We start from the raw sequence: 23,717 nt of genomic DNA on the forward strand, positions 1-23,717 counted from the left end.
TTATGGGCGGTCTTGGACGTAAAGAAAACCCGATGGCAGGGCNAGTCTGCGCATCGGGCGGTCTTTCGGTCATGGCACTAACGGGCTTGTTTACGCNGTGGAACTGCCGGTGATCACCTCGGCGCGCGGGGCCTCGGCTTTGGTCGGGGCGGGNTGCTTTGGCTGCGGCTGTTTGCGNGCGGCTTCGGCCAGCAGGGCGGCGGCATAGCANACAGCGATGGCGGCCAGCGGCAGGGTCCACGGCAGGGCGGTGACCGTAGGTTCGACATCCATCATGATCTGTCCGGCCAGTGCAAGGATCGTCCCTAGCCCAAAGACCAGCAGGCCGTGGCTGCCCATCAGACGCAAGGGGGCNGCATAGNGGTGTGCGCAGATGCGGGTCACNACGGGNAGGCACGANAGCACATAGACCAGCGCGAGGATATGCACCAAGCGCGGCAGCGCGAGCATCGACTTGTTGTGCGTCGTGATGTTGCTAGGCAGGCCAAGCCCGCCAAGCTGCGCCATCTTGTTGTTCATGAACGCCCCCAGACCGGGCACGTAGCGCCAGGCAAAGATGAACAGCAGCAGACCAAGCGCCAGCTTGAACAGGATCGGAGAGTTGCGGACCAACCGTTCGTCCTTGCGATGACGCACGCCAATGGCAAGGCCGATGACAAAGATGAACTGCCAGGTGAGCGGGTTGAANAACCAGCCGCCGCCACCGGGGTGGTTNGGGATGGTCAGTCGGGTGGCTCCTGCATAAAGCCAGAACGCCCCCGCAACGGCCAAGGTCGTGCGCGGCGCGTAAAGNACAGCGGCGATCAGCGCAGGGCCTGCCAGCAGCAAGACGGTATAGGACGGCAGAATGTTCACATAGCCGATCTGATATCCCAGCGTGACCAGCCCCGCCATCGCGGCACCGGTCTGGTCATACAAGAGGGCGAGGTTGTGCATCACGCGAAATTCCGAGCGCACAAACGTATCTGCCGCCCAGGCATAAAGACCGATGGCCGCGACCGTCAGCACGATATGCACGATATAAAGCTGCCACGCCCGCCGCCACAGNGGGGCCATCGCNTCCCAAAGACGCAGCTCGCCCGACATCCAGCGGCCAATGGCNGGGGAATAGGCGATGCCCGCCGCGATGCCCGACATGATAAAGAACGCCTCTGCCGCGTCGGAGAACCCGATGTTGCGGATGGTCAGATGCTCCCANGGGTTGCCGGGCATGTGGTCGATGATGATCATGATCAGCGCCAGCCCGCGAAACGCATCGATGCGCGGATCACGCGCGCGGCGCGGCAGGTCGACGCCGCGCCGGATGGGAATAAGCTGGGCGTCAGGCCGGTTGGNCGATTGTGTCATGCGACGATCCTTCTGGGGCGGCACCCGATCTCAGGTTGTCGCGATATGCTGCAATGACGGCGGGCGTGGCCCGTTCTTGCGGCGTGGTAAAGACTTGGCCGGTGCTCTCGTGCGAGGTCACGGCGATCAACAGCGGCGCGATGGACATGGGCAGCGTCACCGGCAAGAGCCAGAANATCAGGTTCGGCACCCANAGATAGACGGCAACNGTNACCGCGACCCCGAACAGCGATACCCAACGGCTGGCACGCCAGCTTTCGGCGAGGGTAAGCCGCCCTTCGCCGCGTGCGGTTGCGGGCCAGCCGCCATCCTTGCCGGCAAAGACCTCGGCGACGGCGCGGCTTTGATACATCAGCATCACGGGCGCAATCAGCGCGGTCAGCAGNATTTCAGACAGGACAGAGCCAAGCGCGCGCAGCGCCCCGCCAAACCCCTTGGCGCGGCCNGTTGCNGCCGCTTCGCCAAAGATCGCGAGCTTGGGCAGCANCANCAGCCCACCGATCCCAAAGGCAAGCGCCACGATCTGGAAGGTCTTGTCGTCGGGGAAGACGGGGAANAGCTGATAGGCGTTGGGGAAATAATCAGGGCTGGCATTGGTCGCAGCNGCCAGCAGCGACACGATCAGGAAGGCCCCCCAGGCGACCGATACCAGATAGGCCATGATCCCCTGGACAAAGACGAACCGGCTCCACCCGTGCAGGCCGGGGGCACCGACCAGNCGCATGTGTTGCAGGTTGCCCTGACACCAGCGGCGATCACGGCGCGCAAANGCGAGAAGATTGTCGGGGCCTTCCTCGAAGGAACCGGCGATGCGGGGGTCCATCTCGACGCGCCAGCCGCCGCGTACCAGCAGGGCNGCTTCGACATAGTCATGGCTNAGGATGGTGCCGCCGAAAGGGGCGGGGCCGCTGAGTTCAGGCAGGCCGCAGCATTGNGACAGGGCGCGCACACGGGCGATGGCATTATGCCCCCAGAAGGGGCCCGCGCGNCCCTGCATACGGGCCAGACCGCGTGCAAAAACNGGCGAATGAAAGCTGGCAGAGAATTGCATCGCNCGGCCNAACAGCGACCCCGCGCCAAAGATCTTGGGCAGGGTTTGCAGCAGGCCAAGGCTCGGGTCTGCCTCCATCCGTGCGACAAGATGGCGGATCGTGTCGCCCTCCATCAGGCTGTCGGCGTCAAGGATCACGACGTATTCATAGGCCCCGCCGGATTTGCGGATGAAATCCTCGACNTTGCCCGCCTTGCGGCCATATCGGTCGGTACGGTTGCGGTAGTAGACCGGGTTCGNAGCGCNNTCATCGCCCAANAGCGGGGCCAGCGCCGCGCGCTCTGCGATCAGGGCGTCGGGGTCAAAGGTGTCGGACAGAATGGCGAAATCNACGGGTACGTNCGNGGCCTGCATGGATTGGCGCATTGCCATAATGCGCGCGCAAACCTCTGTCGGGTTTTCGTTGCAGATCGGCACAAGGATCGCCGTCGGGGGGNAATCCGCGTTGCTCAGGTCCATATCAGGGAGGGGATCGAAAGAAGGCACGCCCAAAAACGCCTGCCCCGCCCCCCAGGCCAACCAAGCCGTCGTCAGCGCGATAAGCGCCACGGCNAAGCCGTCCCAGATATCAAATCCGGTATTAAGCCCCGCTTGCGCCAGTGTCGCGGCTGCCGCNGTTGCGCATAGCAGGGCAAAGCAAATGGCACCAACGCGGCTGACCCGCGTGGCACCATCGCGTAAGTAAGAGGGCATGTCAGGCATTACGCATGAAGATGCGGCTCACCACCTCGAACAGGGAGGGGCGGGCATCATGCTCTAGCACCTGCCGCGGCATATCCAGCGGGGCAGGGCGAGGCGCATAACGGTCAAAGTCGGTCATTTGTTCGGTGGTCGCAGGTGATGTCACAGACGTATTCATTCTTTCAGCCATTGGTATACCCAAGTCTCGGTCAAGCTACGGTCGCCCGCGACCAGATTGGCGCGCAGTTCAACCGTTGCATCAGTTTCGGCGACGACCTCTAGAACCAGTCGCCACATGTGATCGTGGCCGTCGATCTGCTGCAGTACTTGTCCTGCAACTGTGCCGCCGGCGATGTTTACATTGGCTTCAACAACGTTCTCGGCGTTTGGTTCCCCTAAAGTTGCACCTTCGAAGTCGATGACAAACTTTCGGCGATCATTGCGCGGTTTTACGCCCGCGATGCCCCCATTTCCGGCAAGAGTGCGCGATACTTGGGCAAGTGTCGAAGACGCGCCGGGCGGGTTCATCCCCCAGTTCAGACGGTAGGAAATGCTTTTGCTATCCCCCGCCGCGAACCCGTTCTTGTAAGTCCAGAAGGCGACGATATTGTCGTTCCCCTCCAGATCCGACGGGATCTCGATCAGGCGGACCATGCCTTCGCCCCAATCCCCTTTTGGTTCGACCATCAGCGTCGGGCGCAGCTCGTAGTGGGCTTCGGCGTCCAGATAGTCGTCAAAGGCACGGTGGCGCTGCACAAGGCCAAAGGATTTCGGCGATTGCGCGCCAAAGTATGAATTGGCGAGCTTGGGCGGGTTGTTCAGCACGCGGAACAGCGTGTCTTGGCCAGTGTTGACCACCAGCGCCTCGCTGTCGTGGACGCGGGCACGGTAATCATCAAAGCTACCCTGATCGTTCAGCCCGAACAGATACATAGATGTCAGCGGCGCGACGCCCAGTTGCTGCACGTCCTGGCGGAAGAACAGTTCGGTGGTCACATCCATCGTGGTGGTGGCGCCGGGGGTCACGGTGAACTTGTAGGCCCCCACGACCGACTGGCTTTCCAGCAGGGCGTAAAAGGTCATCTTCGTCTCGCCGGGTGCGGGACGCTGCAGCCAGAAGGCGCTGAAGCGGGGGAATTCCTCGGGTTCGGAGGTGGCAGTGTTCACCGCAAGCCCGCGCGCGCTCAGGCCATAGCGGTTGCCCGCCCCCAAGGCACGGAAGTAGCTCGCCCCGAGGAAGGACACGATCTCGTCGAACTGCTGCGGATCGTTCAGCGGCGCATTCATGCGGAAGCCCGCGACGCCGGGCAGCTCGGTGCCGGTCGGGATCTTTTCAAGCGCTTTGGACTGGTAGATGAAATCATCCGAGGTAAAGCCAAGCGGCTGTGCCTTGCCATTGACGATCTCGTAAAGCGACACGGTGCCGTCAAACAGCCAGCCGGGGTGATAGGCATGTACCACCGCCTGCGCCGCAGGGCCTTTCCAGATCGCGCTGTCCTCGCGGAAGCGGATGTTGCGGTAATCGTCATAGTCCAGCGTGGTAAAAGGCTCGCCCAGTTGCGTCGGCGCGGTGTACTCTTCACCCGCGAGGNTGCGNGCCCGTTCGATCAGAATATCAAANGAAAAAGGCTCCGCCGTATCACTGGCCTGCGCCCAAGCAGCAGTGTCTTGCAAACCGGTTGTAGCAGCGAAAGCCAAAGNNGCCCCCCCNGCGCGCAATACTGACCGGCGAGACATCGGGCGGGAGCGAGACAAATGATGCATCAAAAATGATTCCTGTTCGTTGCTGCATTGCAGAATTCATATAATTACGCGGGAAGTTCAATAACATGAAGCATGATGCGCAAAATTTTGCTGCACAGTGCGGGGTTTACGCGAAAATCGCGAAATCAGCGCGGCATCATCCGGCAATATTTGNAAAGACATAGCGCCCCTGAGTGCAGGTGTTGTCTAGTCCCTTTGAAATACAGCGGAAAATTGCCGGAAATGACGTTCAATCGCCCTAGAATAAGATTGGTTGGCATCACAGGTCCGCAATGCCACCCTAAAGGGAATCTGTGTGTGTATCAGTAAACAAGAATACAAAAACGAGGACAAAATGGACAATAAAGACCTTCCATCGCTCCCGCTGGCGCTGCTGCCCGTCGTTCTGACGCTTGGCCTTCTGGCGCTGCAACTTTTCTACTATGGCGACTTCACGCCGCATATTCCCCTGATCCTCGGATTGGCCATCACGTCCCTGCTGGGTGTGTTTCGCGGTCAGACGTGGATGGACATCCGCGAAGGCGTGTTCCACGTGATCCACGTGTCGATGCCGTCACTGGCGGTGTTGATCGTGGTCGGCATGATCGTCGGCGTCTGGATCGCGTCGGGCACGGTGCCTACGCTGATCTATTACGGGCTGACCTTGCTGACCCCGTCGATCTTTCTGGCAGCCGCGATGATCCTCTGTGCNGTGGTTTCCCTGTCGTTGGGGACCAGCTGGGGCACAGTCGGCACCATTGGTCTGGCGCTGATGGGGATCGGTGCGGGTTTCGGTATCCCGGCCTATTGGACCGCGGGTGCGGTCGTGTCGGGCGCGTTCTTTGGCGATAAGGTATCGCCGCTGTCGGACACCACGAACCTGGCGCCTGCGGTGACGGGNACGAATGTCTTCGACCACATCAAGAACATGCTGCCCACGACCGTCCCTGCGATGATCATCGCGCTGGTGATCTATGTGGTCGTCGGCTTCATGCTGATCGAAGAGGGAGCAGGCGACGTCAGCAGCATCAATCAGATCACAACCGGTCTGGNGGAACGCTTTAGCCTCGGGATCATCCCGCTGACGCCTGCCTTGATCGTGATTGTGCTGGCGCTGATGAAAAAGCCGCCGCTGCCGTCGCTGTTTGCCGGTGTGCTGGCCGGTGGGCTGGTGGCGATCTTCTGGCAGGGCGCGGGGCTGCATGACGTGTTCGCCTTTGCGCAATCGGGCTATTCCATCGACACGGGCATCGCCGACATCGACAGCCTGCTGAACGCGGGCGGCATCCANTCGATGATGTGGACCATTTCGCTGATGTTGATTGCCTTGGGCTTTGGCGGCGCGCTGGAGCGCACCGGCTGTCTGGAGGCGATCATTCTGGCGATCGTCAGCCGCGTGAAAAGCTTTGGCGCGGTACAAAGCTCGGCCATCGGGACGGCCTTTGCGACCAATATGGTTGCGGGTGATCCTTATATCTCTATCGCGCTGCCGGGNCGTATGTANGCGCCCTTGTACCGTGGGATGGGCTATTCGACCCTGAANCTCAGCCGCGCGGTGGAAGANGGCGGCACGCTGATGAGCCCGCTGATCCCGTGGAACGCNGGTGGTGCCTTTGTGATCTCGGCNNTGGGGCTGGGNGTNATGGACGGTAACCTGACCAACCTGCTGTATATCCCGCTGGCCTTTGCCTGCTGGACGGCACCGCTGATCGGTGTGTTCTATGCGGTGACCGGTCTGTTCTCGCCCAAAGCGACGGACGAAGATCGNGCCGAATGGGACAAATCCGGCGAAGACATCATGGACCTTGGCGACCATGANCTNGCCTACGAGCAACCGGCCGCGACCTNATCGCGCCTGNACCGACACAGANGAAAGCCGCAGCGCCAATGTGCGCTGCGGCTTTTTTTCATGCCCTCAGGCCTGCGCCTTCAGCCTGTCGCGAAGCGTGTTCTTGACGATCTTGCCATTGGCGTTGCGCGGCAGGGGGTCGGGTTCGAATGTCGCGAAATCCGGCGCTTTGTAGTCCGCCATCTTTGTACGCGCGAAGGCTTTGATCGCATCAATATCCAGCGCGGTATCCGTGGTGTGGATGAAAACATGCATTTTTTCCCCAAGCACCGGATCAGGGCAGCCGATGGCGGCACATTCGATCACGGAGGGGTGGGCGGTCAGGGCGTTTTCGACCTCGGCGCTGTAGATGTTATATCCGCCGCGAATGATCATATCCTTGCGGCGGTCGTGCAGGCAGATGAACCCCTCGGCATCGCGTGACCCCATGTCGCCGCTTTTCCAATAGCCGTCGTGAAACTCGGAGGCGGTGCGGTCGGGGTTGTCCCAATAGCCGGGCACGGTCATCGCGCCCTTGATCCAAAGCTCCCCATGGGTGCCGTCGGGCACGTCGTTGCCCTGACGATCGGCAATGCGGATGTCGGCGCAGGGTACGGCGATGCCGATGCTATCCGCGCGTTTGGTGCCGAACCCCATCGGCAGGATCGTCACGGCAGAGGTAAGCTCCGTCGCGCCATAGGCGTTCATCAGGCAGAGGTTCGGCAGCTTTTCCGACAGTTCGGTGATGGTGGATTGCGGCATAGGCGCGCCGCCGTAGCCCCCGATCCGCCAGTGTTGCAGGTCGTAGTCATCGACGTTGCAGCGCAGCAGGAACAGGTTGTACATCGCTGGCACCATCAGCGTCTGCGTGACTTTTTCATTGGCGGTCAGCGATAGGAATTCATGGGCACCGAAGACCTCCATCATCACGGTGCAACCTGCGGTTTGCAGCATGGTAAAGACGGTGGCGACCAGCCCGGTCACATGGCTTGCGGGCACGCACAGCAGCGACCGTTCACCGGCCCCCAGCTCCATACAAAGCTCGAAGTGCATCGCGGAATGGACGATGTTCAGATGGGTCAGCGTCGCCCCTTTGGGCTGGCCTGTGGTGCCGGAGGTATAGAGGATCACCGCGATNTCATCCNCGTGCAGCGGCACGGCGNCGGTCAGNGGNGNNTGCGCGGGCAGCGTATCAAAAGCGTCNGACCCCNNCACTGTGCCGCCAACGCAAAAGCGGTGGGTCAGCCCGGGCAGATCGGCCGGTGCGGGCAGGCGGTCCGCGACATCCATGCCATGCACGGCGATCTTGGCACCGCATTGACGCAGGATAAACGCCAGCTCTGGCGTGCCTTCGCGGATGTTGATCGGCACGGCAATCGCGCCAAGCCGCAGACAGCCCATCATGGTCGCGATGAATTCCCAGCGGTTCGACAGCAGCAGCGCAACGCGGTCGCCCCTTTCGACCCCACGCGCGCGCAGCCCTGCGGCGATGCGGCCCACGTGCNNGTCAAGCTCGGTATAGGTCAGTCTGGTCTCGCCGCTGACCACGGCCTCTTGATCGGGGGCGCGGGCAAGGGCCGCGGCGAGCATGGCGTTCAGGTCGGCGGGGCGATCCTTGAAGCATTTGATCTCGCGACCGTCAAAATGGGTTTCTGTTTGTATGCGATCCGTGATCGCCTGTGACCAATGTGGCATCTGCGCTCCTCCCGTAGCTTGGGGTAGTCATTGCGCAAACAATCAGGGGCTGCAACGGCCAAGCGCCGTGTTAGCGCCCGCATTATGCCTCACCTGTGGGGGTCGGTTCGCCCTGCGAAACAAGGCGAACCGGGGCGTTTATCCCAGCACGGTTTTTACCGCATCCGCGGTCGCGGCGACGACGGTATCGACCTCTGCGCGGGTGATGCAGAAGGGCGGGGCAAAGCCGGTGATGTCGCCTTGGGGCATGGCACGGGCGATCACGCCGCGTTCCAGCATCGCGGCAGAGATCGCAGCCCCCACCTTGGCAGCAGGGTCAAGCGGCGTGGCGTCTGCCTTGTCGGCCACATATTCCACCGCGCACAGCAGCCCTTCGCCACGGATGTCCCCCACATTCGGATGATCGCCAAGCGCCTCTTTCATCGAGGCGTTCAGATATCCGCCCACNTCGGCCGCGTTGCNNACAAGGTTCAGGTCGTCGATGAGCTTGAGGTTCGCGACACCCGCCGCGGCACAGATCGGATGCGCCGAATAGGTCCAGCCGTGACCGATGGGGCCGTTCTCGTCCGTGCCCTGTTCCAGCACCTTCCACATCCGGTCCGATACGATCGACCCCGACAGCGGCGCATAGGCCGAGGTCAGACCCTTGGCAATGGTGATCAGATCGGGTTTCAGCCCATAGTGATCCGACCCGAACATCGTCCCCAGACGGCCAAAGCCGGTCACGACCTCATCCGCGATCAGCAGGATGTCGTGGCGGTTCAACACCTCTTGGATCGCGTCCCAATATCCGGCGGGCGGGGGCACGATGCCGCCGGTCCCCAATACGGGTTCCCCGATAAAGGCCGCGATGGTGTCCGGCCCTTCGGCTTGGATCAGATCCTCAAGCGCGTTGGCGCATTGCGCGGTGAATTCGGCTTCGGACTGGGTGCGGTCCTTGCGGCGGTAGTAATAGGGCGCGTCCGTGTGGATCACGGGGTTCATCGGCAGGTCGAATTTATCGTGGAACAGCGACAGGCCGGTCAGCGATCCGGTCATCAGCCCCGACCCGTGATAGCCGCGCCAGCGCGAGATGATTTTCTTTTTCTGCGGGCGACCAAGGATGTTGTTGTAGTACCAGACGAGCTTGATGTTCGTCTCGTTCGCGTCCGAGCCGGACAGACCGAAATAGACCTTGGACATATGCGCCGGTGCTCGGTCCATGATCATCTTGGCCAGCGTGATAGACGTCTCGGTGCCGTGGCCCACATAGGAATGGTAATAGGCCAGCTGATGCGCCTGTTCGGCGATGGCGTCGGCGACTTCGGTCCGGCCATAGCCTGCGTTCACGCAATAGAGCCCGGCAAAGGCGTCCAGCATCCGGTTGCCATCGCGGTCCTCGATATGGACGCCCGACGCCCCTGTGATCACCCGCGTCGCGGATTCACCCCGCGCATGCTGTGCCAGATGCGTAGAGGGATGGAAAAAGTTTTCGCGGTCCCATGTGGCGAGTTGATCATCATTGCGAAGCATAGGTCAGGCTTTCTGTTTAGGAGAGTTTCAGGTGAGTTCGGTGGCCAGCACGGCAAGGCAATCGCCCGGCTGTGCCAGTCCGGGATGATGGCGGGCGATCACGATGCCCCCCATCTGGGCGCGGATCTCACGCGGGGGCAGGCCCGTATGCTGGCTGTCCCATAGACGCGCGATCAGGTCGCCTTCGGCCACTGTGTCGCCAAGGGTGACGTTGAAATCGACCAGCCCACCGTGGTTGGTGACGTGAAAACAACGGTCGTCGTCTTGCGACAGCATGCGCGATGGCGCGGTGACGGGCTGGCCTTGCAGGATACCGGCGTGGATCAGCAGATTGCGCACGCCTTTGCGGGCGATCTGCGCGGTTTCAGGCGTGGCAGTGCCGCCGCCGCCCAATTCGGTGGTGACGAATGTCTTGCCCATCGTCTCTGCCGCGTCGTCATACATGCCAAGCGCGTCGATCTCGCGCATCTCGACACTGAAAGGCGCGTTGAACGCATCGCGCGCGGCGCGGCAGCGGGCCTGTTGGTCAGGGTCGTCCAGCGTGTGACAGGCGGCGAAGGGCAGAAAGTCCAGCGTCTTGCCACCCGAATGGAAATCAAGCACGACATCCGCCATCGGCAGCAGCACCCGTTGAAAGTAGTCCGCGATCTTCTGGGTGGGGGTGCCATCGGAGCGGCCGGGGAAGCTGCGGTTCATGTTCACCCCATCCAGCGGAGACACCCGCGTCCCCGCCATAAAGGCGGGGNGGTTCATGAAGGGGAGGATGACCACGCGCCCCGTGACATCCTTGGCCTCCAAGGTCTGGGCAAGCTCGACCAAGGCCAGCGGCCCTTCGTATTCGTCGCCGTGGTTGCCGCCGGTCAGCAAGGCAGAGGGGCCGTCGCCGTTTTTCACTTGGGTCACCGGAATCTGGATCGCCCCCCAAGCGCTGTCATTGCGGCTATAGGGCAGGCGCAGATAGCCGTGCTGCACGCCGTCGCACTCGAAATCGATGGTGGCCGAAATCGGATTGTCCCGCATAGCGCTATTCCTTGATCACAAGCGCACGCGGGGTGGTGCACAGGCATTCGACACCGGTTTGCGTGATGACAATCGGCTCTGTGATCTCGATCCCGCCGTCGTCAAGCCAAAGGGCGGGCATGAAGTGGAAGGTCATTCCGGGTTCCAGCACGGTGGTATCTCCTGCGCGGAACGACATGGTGCGTTCGCCCCAGTCCGGAGGGTAGGACAGGCCGATCGCATACCCGCAGCGGCTGTCTTTCTCGAACCCGCGATTGCGCAGGGTGGTGTTGAAGGCGCGGGCAATGTCTTCGCAGCGGTTGCCGGGTTTGGCCTGCTCTAGCCCGGCATCAATCGCTTCGAGCACGGCATTCTCTGCATGAAGATACTTCTGCGGAGGCTTGCCCAAGAACAAGGTACGCGACTGCGGACATTGATAGCGCCGGTGCGCGCCCGCGATTTCAAAGAACGTGCCTTCGTTGTTGCGCAGGGGGGCATCGTCCCATGTGATATGCGGCGCGGTGGCATCCAGACCCGAGGGCGTCATGGGCACGCAGGCGGGGTAGTCGCCCCAATGCCCTTCGGCCCCGCTGACGGAGGCGTGATAGATATCCGCGATCAGATCGTTCTTGCGCATCCCGACCTCGGCCTTTTCGCGGATCACCTCGTGCATCCGTTCAACGATCCGTGCGGCGCGGCGCATATATTCAAGTTCGGTCGGGGATTTCACCGCGCGTTGCCAATTCACCAGCGCCGTGGCGTTCTGGATATTGACGCCCGGCAGCCGCGTTTGCAGCGTCAGGAATGCCGAAGCGGTAAAGTAATAGTTGTCCAGCTCGAACCCGATGCGCGCATTCTCTAGCCCGCGGTCCGCGATGAGACGGGCGAGTTCCTCCATCGGGTGCTTGTCGGGGTTCTGGACGTAGGTGTCATCGTAGCCGACGATATTGTCATCATCCAGATAGGTGGTGCGCTGGGCACCGGCGCTGTCCATGGCGCGGCCCCACCAGACGGGCTGGCCTTCGTGGGTGAGCAGCACGCCTTGATGCACGTAGAACGACCACCCGTCATAGCCCGCCAACCACGCCATATTGGACGGATCGGTGACAAACAGCGCGTCCAGCCCGCGGTTTGCCATTTCGGCGCGTGTTTTCGCCAGACGTGCTGCATATTCGTGCTGTGTAAAAGAATGGTCGATCATGTGGGGATTCCTGCCAGGGTATTGTGCGAGTTTAGCTTTTTCGCGCTGTGCATTTATGCGAATAATGCGGCTACGCGGGTAAAAGCTGCAAACTTTTGTAAGATATGGGGAATTTAGGATGATCGACGCGATAGACCGGAAAATCCTGCATCACGTGCAGCGCGACAATCTGCTNACCAGCGCGCGCCTTTCCGAACTGGTCGGGCTGTCGCAAACCTCGGTCCAGCGGCGCCTTGCGCGGNTGCGTGCGACCAAGGCGATCGAGGCCGATATCGCCGTCGTCTCGCCCGAGGCCGTGGGCCGTCCNCTNACCATGCTNATCGCGGTGGAANTGGCGCGGGAACGGTCCGATATCATCGACCGTTTCAAGCGNGCGGNGCGGGAGCGGGCAGAAGTNATGAGCGCCTACTACGTGACCGGAGAGACCGACTTTATGCTGATCGTCAGCGCCAAGGACATGCAGGATTACGAGGCGTTCACCCGCGATTTTTTCTACAACAACCCCGATATCAAAGGGTTCAAAACCACCGTGGTGATGGACCGGATCAAGGCNTCATTCACCTTGCCGGTCTGANCACCACGATGNGTTGGTGGGCTAGGCGCTNTCCGCCTGCTTTTGCGACCANTCGGGNAGCGGAAAAAGCGTGTCGTAGATNAGGTTAAACACGTAGGAATAAACGAGGTAGAATGCCGCCAGTGCNATATCCAGCACGAAGGCATCCCACAGGCTGATCCCCAGATACCACGCGATGAAGGGCAGCAGNACCATCAGCAGCCCCGCNTCGAACGCCAGNGCGTGCAGCACCCGGACGATGCGCGATTTCAGGGTGGTTCCNGTCAGCCGTTGCAAGGCCAAGTCNAAAAGCACGTTATAGCCAAGGTTCCAAAGCGTCGCGAGCGTGGCGCTGACAATGCCCACGACACCAAAGTCATGTAGGGGCACGTNAAACAGGATCGCGCCTGCGGGGATCACAAGGATCAGCGCGATGANTTCAAAACTGATGGCGTGGCGAAGACGGTCAAATGCAGAGCGCATGTTATACCTCATTGAAGGGCCGGGTCGTCCCGACAGTTTTCCATTCAGGGGAGGTCGTCCTCACANTGCCATAGGTGGCAAAGCCGCGCGGGTTTTTCAAGAGCAATCGGGCNACCGCCCCTTTNCCGAACANTNNCGCGGGTNATCCGGCACTCTGNCGTTCTATCGATACAAATCGATTTGCTTGAATNTTNATCATTGNGTAAAATACGGCGGATACATGGGCCCACTGCTGGAGTAAGGGCACCGTAAGAGTATGATACGAGTGGGGTGCNAGTAATGGGCGATCGTACCACTGGGGCGGCGCAGACGCGGCTGTCGACAGGGACGTCTGGTTTGGATGATGTGCTGTGTGGCGGGTTGACCCCGCATCGGCTGTATCTTGTCGAGGGGACGCCGGGGTCCGGCAAAACAACGCTTGCGTTGAAGTTCCTCATGAATGGNCGCGAAAATGGTGANCGCGGGCTTTATATCACGCTTTCCGAAACGGTTGATGAGCTCACNGCTGTCGCACAGTCCCANTCCTGGACGCTAGACGATATTGATCTNTACGAGCTGGTCGCGGAAGACGAGTACAGCTCTGATCGGGAGCAATCCTTGCTGCACCCAAGCGAAGTCGAACTNGGGGAGACCGTGCGGGGTATCATNAATCTGGTGGAAGAGAATAATCCGACCCGTGTCGTTCTCGANAGCCTGTCAGAGCTGCGCTTGCTGGCGCAGAACCCNCTGCGCTACCGTCGGCAAATCCTNGCGCTAAAGCATTTCTTTGCGCGGCGTAAGTGCACGGTCTTGATGCTGGACGACCGCACGGCTGAACCGGGGGATCTACAGCTTCACTCCATCGCGCATGGCGTCGTCTCGCTTGAACAACTGGCCAATGATTTCGGGTCGGAACGGCGCAGGTTGCGTGTGATCAAGATGCGCGGCGTGAAGTATCACGGCGGCTATCACGATTTTACCATCGAAAAGGGCGGGCTGTGCGTCTACCCGCGCCTGATCGCGGCGGATCATGCGCGCGATTTTTCGGCTGATGCGGCGACAACGGGGCTGGACGAACTCGACGCTTTGCTGGGCGGGGGGCTTGTGCCCGGCACCAACGCCCTGCTGGCCGGTCCTGCTGGCGTGGGCAAGACAACGACGGCGGTGCGCTGCATGCTGGCCGCGCTGAACCGAGGCGAGAAAGCCGCGTATTTCCTGTTCGACGAACGGCTGTCGACGTTGCTTACCCGCTCGCGGGCGCTTGGCATGGACGTGCAGCCGTTCATCGACAACGGGCAGTTGGAAATCCGGCAGATCGATCCGGCGGAACTGTCGCCCGGTGAATTCGCTAGCGCGGTGCGCACGTCGGTGGAAAAGGACGGTGTAAGTGTTGTCGTGATCGACAGCCTCAACGCGTATTTGCACGCGATGCCAAGTGATAATTTTCTTGTGCTACAGATGCATGAACTGCTCAGCTATCTCGCGCAGCAGGGCGTGGTATCGCTGATGATCCTTGGGCAACATGGTGTCACAGGGGAACTGCGGACCGACATCGATATCAGCTATCTTGCGGATACCGTCATGATGCTGCGGTTTTTCGAGGCCGAAGGCGAAGTGCGCAAATCCATCGCGGTGATCAAGACCCGTACGTCTGACCATGAACGCAGCATCCGTGAATTCAAGATCGACGCGACTGGTATCGTGATCGGCGAACCTATCCGCAGTTTCTCGGGTGTGTTGTCAGGGACGCCGGTGTTCACGCAGCGCACAGACGCGCTTTTGCAGCTCGATCCTCAAACCAGCGACGGTGCAAAGTGACACCACAAATGGCATCGTCATCCGAACCAGAGACCCCGGATGATGCGCTTTTGGTCTCTGTCGGTATTCTCACGCCACGCGGACGGGATGCGGCTGTCGGCGGGCAGTTGCTCGACCAGCATGATATCGCATCGACATCCGTCGCCTCCCTTGGGGAGCTTGCAGGCCTCGTCGGGCGGCAAATCGGCGCGATTTTGGTGACCGAAGAGGCGCTGGCAGGCGTCGGGGTCGATACCTTGCAAGAGGCGCTGGCCGCGCAGCCCCCGTGGTCGGATGTCCCGTTTATCGTGCTGGCCAATGGCACGTCCTCCAGCCGCAGCAACCACGCGGCGGCAAGGATTGACCAGCTGAGCAACGCGGTGCTCTTGTCGCGCCCTTTGCACGCAGAGGAGCTGGTACGCTCGGTGCGCTCTGCGCTCAAGGCGCGGCGGCGGCAGCATGAGGCGCGCAAACATCTGGAGCAACTTGAACTGCGGGAGCGTCAGCTGTTCGAGAGTGAGGCAAAGTTCCACGCGATTGCGAATTCGGTCGATCAGATGATCTGGTCCACTTTGCCGGACGGGTTTCACGATTATTACAACGACCGCTGGTATGAATTCACCGGTGTGCCCGAAGGATCGACCGACGGCGAGGGCTGGAACGGCATGTTCCACCACGACGATCAGGAGAAAGCCTGGGCGCGTTGGGGTCACAGTCTTGAGACCGGCGAGCACTATGAAATCGAATATCGCCTGCGGCACCGCACGGGGCAGTATCGATGGGTGCTTGGGCGTGCCCAGCCTGTGCGCGACGAGGCCGGACGGATCACGCGCTGGTATGGCACCTGCACGGATATACACGAGATCAAGGTCGCCGAAGAACAGCGGCAGCTGATGTTGGGCGAGATGAACCATCGGGTGAAGAATACCCTTGCGATGGTCAATGTCATGGTGTCGCAGACGCTGCGCCAGTCCGAAAACCTGAAAGATGCGCAGGTCGCTATCCAGTCGCGTATCGGCATGATGGCGCAGGCGCATGACCGTTTGATCAAGGCCGCATGGGCACAGACCCGTATCCTCGAGGTGATCGAGGCCGCGTTGGCCCCTCACCGGACGGGTGAGGGACGGTTCGCGATAGAGGGGCCGGATGTGCCGATCGGGTCCAAACAGGCGCTGGCCCTGACGATGGCGTTGCACGAACTGTCGACCAACGCCACGAAATACGGCGCTTTGTCCGGTGACGGGGACAACGGCAAGATTGCGGTGCGGTGGAAGGTCGCTCGGGCAAGCGATGGCGCAGCGGTGTTTCACCTCAGCTGGACCGAAAGCGGGGGCCCATTGGTGACACCGCCAAGCCGCAAGGGCTTTGGCAGCCGGATGATAGAACAAGCGCTTGCCGGATATTTTAACGGATCGGCGGAACTAAATTACGCGCCAGAGGGTTTGAGCTTTATGCTACAAGCTCCACTGGCAGGTTTGACGATCTAAGAATGGTGCTCTGCAAGCCCATTGATCATTAATGAAAGCTGTCCAAACGTGGATTATCAGAACCTACCCGCCGTGCTGATCGTAGAAGATGAACCGCTGATCCGTATGGGGGCCGTCGATATGATCGAAGAGGCCGGCTTTAAGACCTATGAAGCCGGATCAGCCGATGAAGCCATCGAAGTGATGCAGACGCATTCTGATATTGGCATCCTATTTACCGATATTGATATGCCCGGCACTATGAACGGGCTCAAACTGGCGGCCTATGTGCGCACGACCTGGCCTCCGGTGGTGATCATGATCGCATCGGGCGTGATCGAGCTTGACGAAGCGGACGTGCCAAGCGGGGCTGCCTTTGTGCCCAAGCCCTATGCCACGAACCATGTGACCAAGATGTTGCACGAAGCCACAGGGCAGGTGGGGGCCTGAGCACGCGGTCAGGTGCGTCTGGCGGCACGAATTGCCCAGATCAAAACTGGTAGAATGCGGCAGCTGCGCTAGCTCAGTCACAACCCCGACATGTCACGTGATTTCGTGACGCCGGAATGGAGAGTGATTTGAGCAAACTACGATACCTCGCGGGTCTGATGGCCACCCTTTTGATTTTTGCGGCACCGCTTTGGGCGCAGGAGGAAGAGGAGGCCTGCGATACCGCCCGCTGGTATTGCGTCGAGGCATTGAACAGCGGTCTGCCCGCGGTCACGCCGGAAATCGACCGCGAAACACCCCGTGCGACGATGGAAAGCCTTGTGCGGGCCGTGCGCCGCGATGATTGGGTCGGTGCCGCGCATCTGCTTGACCTGTCCGATATCCAGCAGGATCGCCAGCAGGACGTGGGGACATCGCTGATCCGACAGCTTGAAACCGTGATCAGCCGGAAAACTGTGATCAACTGGGATAACCTGCTGGACCGGCCCGATGCGCTGGATGCGGCATCCTCCTCTGACAAGGCGATGGCGGGCACGCCGCGCAAATCGCTGTTGCTGTGGACGCTTGATATGGACGACTACCCCGCGTCCATCCGCCTAAACCGGATCAAGCCCGAAGGGGGCGACCCTGTCTGGGTGTTCTCGCGCCACACGGTGCAGAATATTCCGCGGCTCTACACCCGCTACGGGCCCGGTCGGCTTGAAACCATGCTGCCCGATGTGCTGACAGAAAACACGGTCGTTGACCTTGCGCTGTGGGAACTCATCGGCCTGCCGGTGCTGATCGCGCTGGCGATCTACGTGGCGCGACTGGTCTGGTTGCTAACGGGGTGGATCGCGGAGCGTGTGCCGTCGCAGCTGGCGCGGCAGATATTCCGATCGGTGCGCGGGCCCGCCTGCGTGGGCGTGTCGACCCTGTTTGTCATTGTGGTCGAGGCCAAGATTTTCTCCTTCTCGGCAGAGCTTACGACGGTGTTGGTCCCGACCGCATGGCTGGGGCTGATCGGGGCGGGGCTATGGTTTGTGGTCAATTGCGTCGAGGTTATCCTGGATCACCTGACGCAGGTCGAGGAAACCGATCTGACCCTCAAGGAAGAGGTGCACAAACGTACCACCGCAACGCGGATCTCGGCGGCGCGTCGGGTCTTTGTTGTAGCTGTCGTGCTGGTTGGCGGCGGTATATTCCTGTCGCAGACCAATGTGTTCCAGAACCTCGGGCTGACATTGCTGGGGACGGCTGGGGCGGTCACCCTTGTCTTGGGCTTCGCCGCGCGCAGCATATTAAGCAATATCATGTCGTCGTTGCAGATCGCCTTGAACGGGTCAGCCAAGATCGGCGACCGTATCGTGTTCAACGACGCGCTATGCCATGTGGAACGGATCCATTTCACCTATGTGCAACTGCGCGACTGGGATGGCACGCGGCTGGTCGTGCCGGTGACCGAATTCGTCTCCACCCCGTTCAAGAACTGGACCATGCAGGAGCCGGAAATGTTGCGCATCGTTAAGATCAAACTGTCTCACACCGCAGATGTGGATGCGTTGCGAGACGCTTTCGACAAGGTGATCGACGCGCTGGACGAGAACTACGTGGGTAATCGAGATGATGCATGCGTGCGGGTCGCGGGGCAGGACGTACTGGGCAAGGACGTCTGGTTCCTCGTGCCCTGTGCCGACCCCAACACGTCGTGGGAGGCCGCCTGCGACGCGCGTGAAGGCATCATGGCAGAAATCCACAAGCTCGCCGAGAAAGAGGGGGTTGATTACTTCCCCCAAGCGACCGCGGCAGAGGCAAGCTGAAGCCGCGACACGGTTTTCCGAGGTAGGCAGACAAAAGAAAAGCCCCGCTGATCCAGCGGGGCTTTTGCACATTGGTTGGGGGCTACGCCCCAACTGNCGCAANCTTAGNCNGCGGCTTTNTTCACGCCACCTGTCGCGATGTCGGTCATGCGGCGGTCACCGTCATAGGTCTGATCCAGACANTCCTGCAGGATGGCACCATCTTCGTCTTTGCCCAGACGGTTGGCAAAGGCGACAAGGCAGCCNTATCCGGCCAGCGCGTAATGCACCATGCGCTGNTACTGNGTGATGATCATGGCGTCGCGTACNTCGTCGTCGCCATAGTCTTCTTCCAGCGCGTGNGCCTTCGCCTCGGCNACAAGCCCTTCCATCCCTTTGCAGTGTTCACCCGTGGGCGAAATACCGTGGGCGTTGCAAATCTCGGCAATCTTTTCCATGCCGTCGCTGATGCCGTTCGATCCGGCGATCAGGGCTTCGGAAAGCTCTTTATCCTTGGCGGCACGGCCNAGGGCGACGACCACATCCAGCGACTGTTTGTTCGCGCTGTACAGGTCTTGGAGTTGGTCATGGTACACGTCTTTAAGGCTGTTCATCGGCATATCGATCTCCTTTGCGATGTGATTTGTATTCCCTGNCCAACGCGGNGANGCGCCAATGCGTTCCACGCTGTCTGCGTGCGCGGCGGCTTCGCGCGTGCCTTTATATGCACCCCAAAATCACACTCGTTCCGATGCAAGTTTTATCGTCCCCAAGGCCGGAAGCGGGGAACGAAATTCAACTTTGACGGTTGGTCCTTTGATAGCAGGAACGTGACAAAAAAAGGAGAAATTGAATGCATGGAATTTTCTACCTCATCGGCCTGATCGTGGTCGTTCTCGCCGTTCTCAACCTCATCGCCTAACAAAAGGAGCGCATCATGACTGATACAAAAAATAGCAATCCTGCCGGCGCGCAGGACCTGAATGAAAAAGTAAAAGCCACCGCCGCNTCCGCTNCGGATGAAGCCAANGCGCGGGCGAAAGACGTGGCAGACACCGTTGCCTCCGATGCTGCGCGCTATGCAGACGAAGCCAAAGGTGCCGCCGCGAGCGAAGTCAAAGGCGTGGCCAGCGCATTGCGCACCGCCGCCGACGAATTGCGCAGCGGGTCGCCGCAAGAACGCACCTTCAGCCAGCTTGCAGACGGGCTTGCGGATGCTTCTGACTCNATGCGNGACAAGGATCTGGGCGAGATGGTCGGCGCGGTAACTGACTTTGCCAAACGCAACCCCTTCGTCTTTCTGGGCGGTGCTGCCTTGGTCGGCTTTGCCGCGACACGGTTTGCCAAAGCGTCGAATACTGGCGCACGCGGCGAACGCTACGCCTACGAGGGCCGCGAGATGGAGCGCCCCGTACCGGCAGAGCGCGCGCATAACCTNGATACAGGTGATGTCGCCAGCCCCGCCGTAAACACCACACCAAAAGGGAGCACAGTATGACCACCGATCCCAATAAATCCACCGGCAGCCTGCTGAGCGATGCGCTGACCCANGTCAGTTCGCTNGTCCGCAGCGAGGTCGATCTGGCCCGTGCCGAAGTAAACGAAAATCTGAAATCTGCAGGTGCGGCCATCGGTCTGATCGTCGGCGCTGTCGTTGTTGCCCTGACCGCATTGAACGTGCTGTCCGCGGCATTGGTCGCAGCGCTTACCGAAGCAGGCATCCCTGCGGGGTGGTCGGCCCTGATCGTCGGCGTTGCCTTTGCACTGATCGCCTATGTGATGGTCAACAAAGGGACCAATGCGCTNAAGCTCAGCAGCTTGGCACCGACTCGCACTACCAAAAACGTAAAACGTGACGCGCAAGCCGTGAAGGAGGTTTACGATGACAAGTAATAACCGCAGCCCCGAAGAAATCGAACGCGAGATCGAGCGCGAGCGCGCCGGANTGACCAGCACGCTGGATGATCTGCAAGACAAGTTCTCGGTCGAAACCATNGCCCGCCAATTCTCGGATCAGTTCCGCGAGCACGGGGGCGACATNGGCCGCTCTGTCACCGATGCGGTAAAGCGCAATCCGATNGCGCTGGCGCTGACCGGTGTTGGCCTCGCGTGGTTGATGGCCGGCGACAAGATGCCAGGCCGCGACCGCTATGTCTCGCGCGATGATCGCGATTATCGCGACACCCNCGGNCGTGCAAACTATTACGGTGTCCGNCACGACGACCACGACCTTCCGGTCAGNGCNNANCAGCATGGCGTTGTTCCNGTGGGCCAGCGTCGTGATNTGGGGCCACAGCCCGGCGATCCGTCCAAGCCATATTACTCGGGCGATGTTGCGCGGACGGGTGATGTGCCNNCNTGGGCGCTTACCGAAGATGATGATCANCCNGGTATCGCNCAGCGTGCAGGCGANGCGGCATCGCGCGCCGGNGACCGTGTNTCGGGCGCGGCGTCCAGCGTAGCGGGGTCCGCCCAAAACGCAGGCTCGGCCGTGGCAGACAAAGCCAAGGGTGCCGCAGGTGCGGTGTCTGATGCTGGTCATTCCGTCGCATCGGGCGCTCGCGACTTTGCATCCTCCGCCTCCGAACGCGCAGCGCAGTTGCGCCGCCGTCTGGCCGAGGGCACCGAAGACCTGTCAGAGCAAGCCCGCGAGCGTGTCATTGCCGCCCGTGAAAGCGCCGTTCGCGCCCGTGCGACAGCCGCCTCCTATGGCCGCGAGGGTCGGGATCGTGCCGTCGATATGTACGAAGAACAGCCCCTGATCGCCGGTGCGCTTGCGCTCGCCGTTGGGGCCGCTATCGGGGCCGCACTACCCCGCAGCCGGACCGAGGACCGCTACATGGGTCAGCATAGCGACCAGTTGATGGCCGACGCTGAACGTATCTTCGCCGAAGAAAAGGCAAAGCTCGGCAAGGTTGCTCAGGCGGCCTCTGACGAGGCGAAGAAGGTGTTGCGCGAAACCAAAGAGGACGCGGACGCCGCGGCCCCGGGTGATACGGCGGCAGACGCGATTGTCGAGAAGGCCAAAGCCTCCGGCCAACGCGTTGTCGACGCTGCCGAAGCCGAGGCGGATAAACAGGGTGTTGGGAACGTCAAGAAGTCCTGATAACGCCGATATAGCTGATAAAAGCCCGCGCTTCATTGCGCGGGCTTTTTTGTGTCGTGTCGCCAGCGGTAAGGGCGAAGGGTACCACGACCGCCCCAGGGATCGGGATTGGACGATGCGCTACCCCCGTGCCGGATCTCCTGCCGGGAAATGGCCAAACACAGACAAAACCCCACAAAAAAACCGGCGCAAGCTTTCGCCGCGCCGGTTGCTTTGTTTACGGATGCCGCCGGTTACATCTCTGGCAGGTCCGACAGGATCTTGTCCATCGTCGCGGGCAGATCGCGTACCCGCACACCGCAAGCGTCGTAGATCGCGTTGATGATAGATGCGCCTGCGCCGCAGATACCCAGCTCTCCGATGCCTTTGGCCTGCATGGGGTTCGCCCAAGGGTCACGTTCCTGCACGAAGTTCACGGTCAGCTGTGGCACATCAAGGTTTACCGGCACGTGGTATTCAGCCAGATCGTTGTTCACCAGATGGCCGTCGCGTTTGTCGAACATCAGCTCTTCGGTCAGCGCCATGCCGATGCCAAAGGTCATGCCGCCCAGACATTGCGAGCGCGCCGTCTTGGCGTTCAGGATGCGACCGGCGGCGAAGCTGCCGTGCATCCGGCGCACGCGCGTCTCGCCGGTGACGCTGTTCACACCTACCTCGGCAAAGAAGGCACCGAAAGTGGCTTGGCGGCGGTCGGTCTGGGTGTCACCCTTCTTGATCGTGCCCTTGACCGTGAGCGGGCCATCCTTGGTGAATTCCGGCAGATCGGCGCGACGGTTGTTGGCGGTGGCGACCCCATCTTGCAGGGTCAGGTCGCGTTCCTCTACGCCCATAGCCTCGGCGATCTTTTTGCGCAGGGCTTCGCAGGCGACAAAAACCGACCCGCCCGAGGATGCGGCACCCCAGCTGCCACCGGATCCGGCGGCTTTGGGCAGGCTGCTGTCGCCCAAACGCACCGTCACACGGTCCGAAGGCACGCCCAGCATCTCGCCCGCAATCTGGGTGAGGATCGCATAGGTGCCCGTGCCGATGTCTGTCATATCGGTTTCAACCAGCAGGCTACCGTCCTGGTTCAGGGTCACGCAGGCGTGGCTTTCGCCCAGCATATTGACGCGAGTGGCAGAGGCCATGCCGTAGCCGATCAGCCATTCACCATCCGTCTTGCCGACCTCGCGGCTGTCCCAGCCAAAGGTCTTGGCCCCATCATCCAACGCCTCGGCCAATTTGTGGGACGAGAATGCGCGCCCGTCTGACGGGTCGACATCGGGAATGTTGCGTTTGCGCAATTCGACAGGGTCGATGCCACTAGCGACCGCCAGTTCGTCCATCGCGATTTCAAGCGCGGTGATCCCGACCGCTTCCCCCGGCGCGCGGACAGAGCCTGCACACATGCGGTTGATCCGCTTGATGTGCATCCCGATCTCGCGGTTCTCTCCGCGGTAAAGAAATGGCGTGGCCTGGGCTACCGGCTCTGCAAAGCTTTCGTCCATCAGTTGTGACACGGTGGAATCGTGCCCGATGCCGGTCATGCGCCCGTCGGCATCCGCGGCGAGTTTGATGTGCTGCACGGTCTCGGATCGACGCATTGTCGCTTCTAGCACCTGCTGGCGCGTCAATACGACAGCCACCGGTGCCCCCAGCTCGCGCGCGGCGAGCGCCGCAGCCACAGCCTCGTGGCTGATCCCCAGTTTGGAGCCGAAGCCACCCCCCACGAACGGGGCCAGAATGTGCACATTCTCTGGGTCGATCCCAAGGGCATCGGCCAGTTCATTCACATTGTATTTGAGCATCTGGTACGACCCGCGCAGGGTCAGCTTGTCGCCGTCCCATTGCGCGATCGCGGCGTGGGGTTCCATCGCCGACGAGCTATGCCCGCCGGTGCGATAGGTTTCGTCCACGGTATAGGCGGCTTGCGACAGGGCGGCGTCCAGATCACCTTGGGAGGATTGTTTTTCCTTCGGGGTCTCGATCTCTGCCGTTTCCAGGTCGGTTACCGCATCGTCGGGCGTGATCTGAAGCTCGACCATATGGGCCGCGTGGCGGGCCTGCTC

General features: G+C 61.0%; 18 protein-coding genes and 1 pseudogene. 8 read left to right on the forward strand and 11 right to left on the reverse strand.

Annotated elements, in window-relative coordinates:
* Positions 1–90: 90 nt before the first annotated feature.
* The 4 genes from CBB63_RS04660 to CBB63_RS04675 all read right to left on the reverse strand — a co-directional run bounded on the left by CBB63_RS04660 (position 91) and on the right by CBB63_RS04675 (position 4,816).
* The gene (locus CBB63_RS04660) at positions 91–1,347 is read right to left on the reverse strand and encodes an OpgC family protein (protein ID WP_286698319.1); all 1,257 of its coding nucleotides are present in this window, start codon (positions 1,345–1,347) and stop codon (positions 91–93) included.
* Positions 1,322–3,100 carry a glucans biosynthesis glucosyltransferase MdoH gene (gene mdoH, locus CBB63_RS04665; RefSeq protein ID WP_502695858.1) on the reverse strand — a complete coding sequence of 593 codons (1,779 nt, stop codon included), beginning with the start codon at positions 3,098–3,100 and terminating at the stop codon, positions 1,322–1,324. Before mdoH ends, CBB63_RS04660 begins: the two co-directional genes overlap by 26 nt.
* On the reverse strand, positions 3,093–3,245 hold the full coding sequence (locus CBB63_RS04670; RefSeq protein ID WP_217621267.1) for a hypothetical protein: 153 nt from the start codon (positions 3,243–3,245) through the stop codon (positions 3,093–3,095). The genes mdoH and CBB63_RS04670 overlap by 8 nt, the downstream gene beginning before the upstream one ends.
* 8 nt (positions 3,246–3,253) lie before the next feature.
* The gene (locus CBB63_RS04675; RefSeq protein WP_502695859.1) at positions 3,254–4,816 is read right to left on the reverse strand and encodes an OpgD/OpgG family glucan biosynthesis protein; all 1,563 of its coding nucleotides are present in this window, start codon (positions 4,814–4,816) and stop codon (positions 3,254–3,256) included.
* Between the two features lie 361 nt (positions 4,817–5,177).
* Here CBB63_RS04675 and nhaC point away from each other — a divergent pair.
* Positions 5,178–6,638 (forward strand): annotated as a pseudogene (gene nhaC, locus CBB63_RS04680) (Na+/H+ antiporter NhaC); the annotation flags it as partial.
* A 99-nt stretch (positions 6,639–6,737) separates the two neighbouring features.
* Here nhaC and CBB63_RS04685 read toward each other — a convergent pair.
* The 4 genes from CBB63_RS04685 to doeA form a co-directional block, all read right to left on the reverse strand.
* On the reverse strand, positions 6,738–8,345 hold the full coding sequence (locus CBB63_RS04685) for a class I adenylate-forming enzyme family protein (RefSeq protein WP_286698322.1): 1,608 nt from the start codon (positions 8,343–8,345) through the stop codon (positions 6,738–6,740).
* Between the two features lie 138 nt (positions 8,346–8,483).
* Positions 8,484–9,857, reverse strand: coding sequence for an aspartate aminotransferase family protein (locus CBB63_RS04690; protein ID WP_286698323.1), 1,374 nt, complete (start codon positions 9,855–9,857; stop codon positions 8,484–8,486).
* A 27-nt stretch (positions 9,858–9,884) separates the two neighbouring features.
* On the reverse strand, positions 9,885–10,877 hold the full coding sequence (gene doeB, locus CBB63_RS04695) for a N(2)-acetyl-L-2,4-diaminobutanoate deacetylase DoeB (protein ID WP_286698324.1): 993 nt from the start codon (positions 10,875–10,877) through the stop codon (positions 9,885–9,887).
* A gap of 4 nt (positions 10,878–10,881) precedes the next feature.
* Positions 10,882–12,057, reverse strand: a complete 1,176-nt coding sequence (doeA, locus tag CBB63_RS04700; protein WP_074635275.1) for an ectoine hydrolase DoeA — start codon at positions 12,055–12,057, stop codon at positions 10,882–10,884.
* A gap of 118 nt (positions 12,058–12,175) precedes the next feature.
* On the opposite strand from doeA, the gene CBB63_RS04705 reads away from it, so the two are divergent.
* Positions 12,176–12,631, forward strand: a complete 456-nt coding sequence (locus CBB63_RS04705) for an Lrp/AsnC family transcriptional regulator (protein ID WP_286698325.1) — start codon at positions 12,176–12,178, stop codon at positions 12,629–12,631.
* Between the two features lie 21 nt (positions 12,632–12,652).
* Here CBB63_RS04705 and CBB63_RS04710 read toward each other — a convergent pair whose 3' ends face one another.
* A complete protein-coding gene (locus CBB63_RS04710; RefSeq protein WP_286698326.1) occupies positions 12,653–13,093 on the reverse strand; it encodes a PACE efflux transporter in 441 nt (146 codons plus the stop codon).
* 279 nt (positions 13,094–13,372) lie between these two features.
* On the opposite strand from CBB63_RS04710, the gene CBB63_RS04715 reads away from it, so the two are divergent.
* From CBB63_RS04715 to CBB63_RS04730, 4 genes are all read left to right on the forward strand, one after another.
* Positions 13,373–14,890: an ATPase domain-containing protein gene (locus tag CBB63_RS04715; RefSeq protein WP_286698327.1), complete on the forward strand. Its 1,518-nt coding sequence runs from the start codon at positions 13,373–13,375 to the stop codon at positions 14,888–14,890.
* 8 nt (positions 14,891–14,898) lie between these two features.
* Positions 14,899–16,356, forward strand: a complete 1,458-nt coding sequence (locus CBB63_RS04720; protein WP_286698328.1) for a sensor histidine kinase — start codon at positions 14,899–14,901, stop codon at positions 16,354–16,356.
* A gap of 48 nt (positions 16,357–16,404) precedes the next feature.
* A complete protein-coding gene (locus tag CBB63_RS04725; RefSeq protein WP_037954204.1) occupies positions 16,405–16,785 on the forward strand; it encodes a response regulator in 381 nt (126 codons plus the stop codon).
* Between the two features lie 128 nt (positions 16,786–16,913).
* Positions 16,914–18,584: a mechanosensitive ion channel family protein gene (locus CBB63_RS04730; RefSeq protein WP_254655149.1), complete on the forward strand. Its 1,671-nt coding sequence runs from the start codon at positions 16,914–16,916 to the stop codon at positions 18,582–18,584.
* A 104-nt stretch (positions 18,585–18,688) separates the two neighbouring features.
* Here the strand turns inward: CBB63_RS04730 and CBB63_RS04735 are convergent, their stop codons facing one another.
* Complete coding sequence (locus CBB63_RS04735; RefSeq protein WP_286698329.1) at positions 18,689–19,183, reverse strand: ferritin-like domain-containing protein; 495 nt, start codon at positions 19,181–19,183, stop codon at positions 18,689–18,691.
* 874 nt (positions 19,184–20,057) lie between these two features.
* Here CBB63_RS04735 and CBB63_RS04745 point away from each other — a divergent pair.
* On the forward strand, positions 20,058–20,456 hold the full coding sequence (locus tag CBB63_RS04745) for a phage holin family protein (RefSeq protein ID WP_286698331.1): 399 nt from the start codon (positions 20,058–20,060) through the stop codon (positions 20,454–20,456).
* Positions 20,446–21,669 carry a DUF3618 domain-containing protein gene (locus CBB63_RS04750; protein ID WP_286698332.1) on the forward strand — a complete coding sequence of 408 codons (1,224 nt, stop codon included), beginning with the start codon at positions 20,446–20,448 and terminating at the stop codon, positions 21,667–21,669. Before CBB63_RS04745 ends, CBB63_RS04750 begins: the two co-directional genes overlap by 11 nt.
* A gap of 233 nt (positions 21,670–21,902) precedes the next feature.
* Here the strand turns inward: CBB63_RS04750 and CBB63_RS04755 are convergent.
* Positions 21,903–23,717 (reverse strand): xanthine dehydrogenase family protein molybdopterin-binding subunit (locus tag CBB63_RS04755; protein WP_286698333.1); only part of this gene is annotated, 1,815 nt, incomplete at its 5' end.

Source organism: Sulfitobacter sp. TMED3 (genome assembly GCF_002167505.1).
GTDB lineage: Bacteria > Pseudomonadota > Alphaproteobacteria > Rhodobacterales > Rhodobacteraceae > Sulfitobacter > Sulfitobacter pontiacus.